The sequence below is a fragment of the Aurantimonas sp. C2-5-R2 genome (assembly GCF_036549495.1).
Lineage (GTDB): Bacteria > Pseudomonadota > Alphaproteobacteria > Rhizobiales > Rhizobiaceae > Aurantimonas > Aurantimonas coralicida_A.
Window position 1 is genome coordinate 1 of the sequence record NZ_JAZHLJ010000194.1, and the last position, 2,280, is coordinate 2,280.

General features: G+C 62.3%; 3 protein-coding genes. All 3 read right to left on the reverse strand.

The genetic code is table 11. From position 1 onward, the window contains the following. Window positions 1–182 precede the first annotated feature (182 nt). The 3 genes from VQ044_RS24820 to VQ044_RS24830 all read right to left on the reverse strand — a co-directional run bounded on the left by VQ044_RS24820 (window position 183) and on the right by VQ044_RS24830 (window position 2,100). Window positions 183–779 (reverse strand): rhodanese-like domain-containing protein, encoded by a 597-nt coding sequence (locus tag VQ044_RS24820; protein WP_327650241.1) that lies wholly within the window; start codon window positions 777–779, stop codon window positions 183–185. Between the two features lie 611 nt (window positions 780–1,390). Further along, the gene (locus VQ044_RS24825) at window positions 1,391–1,732 is read right to left on the reverse strand and encodes a hypothetical protein (RefSeq protein WP_327650239.1); all 342 of its coding nucleotides are present in this window, start codon (window positions 1,730–1,732) and stop codon (window positions 1,391–1,393) included. Then, window positions 1,729–2,100, reverse strand: a complete 372-nt coding sequence (locus VQ044_RS24830) for a DnaJ C-terminal domain-containing protein (protein ID WP_327650237.1) — start codon at window positions 2,098–2,100, stop codon at window positions 1,729–1,731. The genes VQ044_RS24825 and VQ044_RS24830 overlap by 4 nt, the downstream gene beginning before the upstream one ends. Window positions 2,101–2,280: the final 180 nt, after the last annotated feature.

The following is a 2,280-nucleotide window of genomic DNA, read 5'->3' on the forward strand; positions in this document are numbered from 1 at the left end:
TATCGCTCCTTCGGGAGGTTCTGGCAGGCTTCAGCACCCGCCACGATACGCCGCCTTCTCAGGCCCCATCACCCATTTTCAGCCATAGCTCAGCACCGTCTTCCGACAGGCTCAGCGCGTCTTCGATGCCCTCGGATTACCCTTACGCACCATTATGGTCGCCTTGTGCATGTGTCGGCTCCCTATTTCTCTCCCGCCGGCCGCCAGGCAATTTCGGCATCGAGCTTGTAGGACCAGGGAAGCCCGGCGTTCTGCCAGCCATTCACGTCGCGCCGGCCGGTCGCCTTGTCGGAATCGCCTTCGAAGCCCTCGACGATGCTCCAGACATTGCTGTAGCCGGCTTTAGCCAGTGCCGCCGCCGCCTCCGCAGATCGCCCGCCGGAGCGGCACATCACGAAGACGGGATCGCCCTTGTCCCGCCCCTCTGCAGCGATCACGGCGTCGACGCCGGCGACGAAGTCCGGATTGCGCGCCATCGCATAGCCGCCGCGCTTGGGGTCGAAATTGTGCGTGGCGAAGGCAAGCGGAACATTGGCGTCCGTCCCCTCGGCATTGCCGACAAAGTTGATTTCAAGCGGGTCGCGGACGTCGATGAAGACGATGCCTGGCTCCTCGGTCAGGGCCGCGTGCGCGTCCTCGGGCGTCAGGTAGAGCCCGAGTGGCGTTGTCTTGCCCTTCGGCAGAGCGCGCGCATCGACGCTGCTGTCGATCTCTCCCGCAAAGGCAGGGAAGACGGCGAGAATCGCAGCGACCGCCAGGGCTGCTACCCGGAATTTCATGATGCTGGTCTCCTTTCGATGAGGGAGTACGGCGCGCCAAGCTGCCGCGAGAGGTGTCCAAAGATGGGCAGTCGCGGATCCATCGAATCCACTCCCGTTCGGATCATTTGCACCGTCCGTGAGCCGGCGCGCTGGCCACGGCTGACGCCAGGCGCGGCGCCTTTCGCGGGGTTCGACACGGATCAAATCGATGGGGCGTCCAGCGCATCGCTTTCACGTATCCGTTTATTATAATGTTCGAATATAATGGGATTCTTGATGTCGTTGTCATGGAAACGGGTAGCGTTCCGCTCGGACTGCTGTGCTTCCTGGCCGTCGCCTTCGCGCTGTCGGATCGGCTGTCGGGGCAGACGCACGCGGTTCCGTCGCAGTGACGCAGCGGACGCTTGTCGCTTAAGGAAAAGAGGCCGGGGAGAAATCCAACCTTTTCGTGGTGCCGCCCGAGCGGTCTGGCTGATGAGGAATGGCGGGTGATTGAGCTGCACCTTCCGCCTTTCCATAGCATGGTACGGCCTACGCCTGGCCAATGCCTGAGATCATAAATCTGATGTTCTGTTTGATACACGGCATCTCCACGATGAACCTCTCAGTCCCTCAGATCCACCTTGCCGTCACTCCGTCTCAGGCGATCGGTTGTCCGGCGACAGAGCCGCGATGATCGCCTTCTGGATGGGCTCGTCCTGCGCCGCGACAGCGGCGGTCAGCGACAACAGGCGTTGCCGGGTCTCATAGAGCTGATCGGACAAGGTCAACACCACCGGCAGGGTCTCCGCGTCGATCTCCAGGTCGTAATACAGCGTGCAGATGAAGCGGACCCGGGCGCATTCCATGTCCGAAAAGGCGAGCGTCCAGGCATCCGGCTCCGCCGCGACGATCTCATCGCGGAGCCAAGCCTCGAGATCCTTTCGCTGCAGCGCCGAGATGGCCGCGACAAGCGCGTCGATACCCGTCATGTCAGCGTCTTCTTGCGCGGGTCCAGCCGGTTCTTTGGTTCCCATGTCTCCAGAAACGCGACCAGTTCTGGCTCCTCGGCCGCGGGAAGGACGATTTTAAGGGTGATCAGCTGATGCCCGCGCTGACCGGTCTTGTGGTTGCGGTTTTCTCTCTCGCGAAGCCGCAACGTTGTGCCGGTATTGGACCACTTAGGAACGGTCACCTTGACCGGGCCGGTGATGGTCGGCACCTCGATCCGGGCGCCCAGGGCCGCCTCCGTCAAGGAGACCGGCACGTCGACGTGAATGTTACCGTCCTTGGGGCGAAAGAACGAATGCGGCTGGACATGCAGTTCGACATAGGCGTCGCCCGGGGCTCCTTCATGCAACTGATTCCATGCCAACCATGCCTCGAATGCCCGTGTTTTTTATCGGTACTGCGCAACGCTCCGACGCCTCTGTTGCGACGCCGATGGATGGCAGGCTCAAGCCGCCGCAGTCGGCAACTTGTCACGCACCCATTGCACGATCTGATTGGCCGACACCGCGCCCGAGGTTCGGGCCGCCTC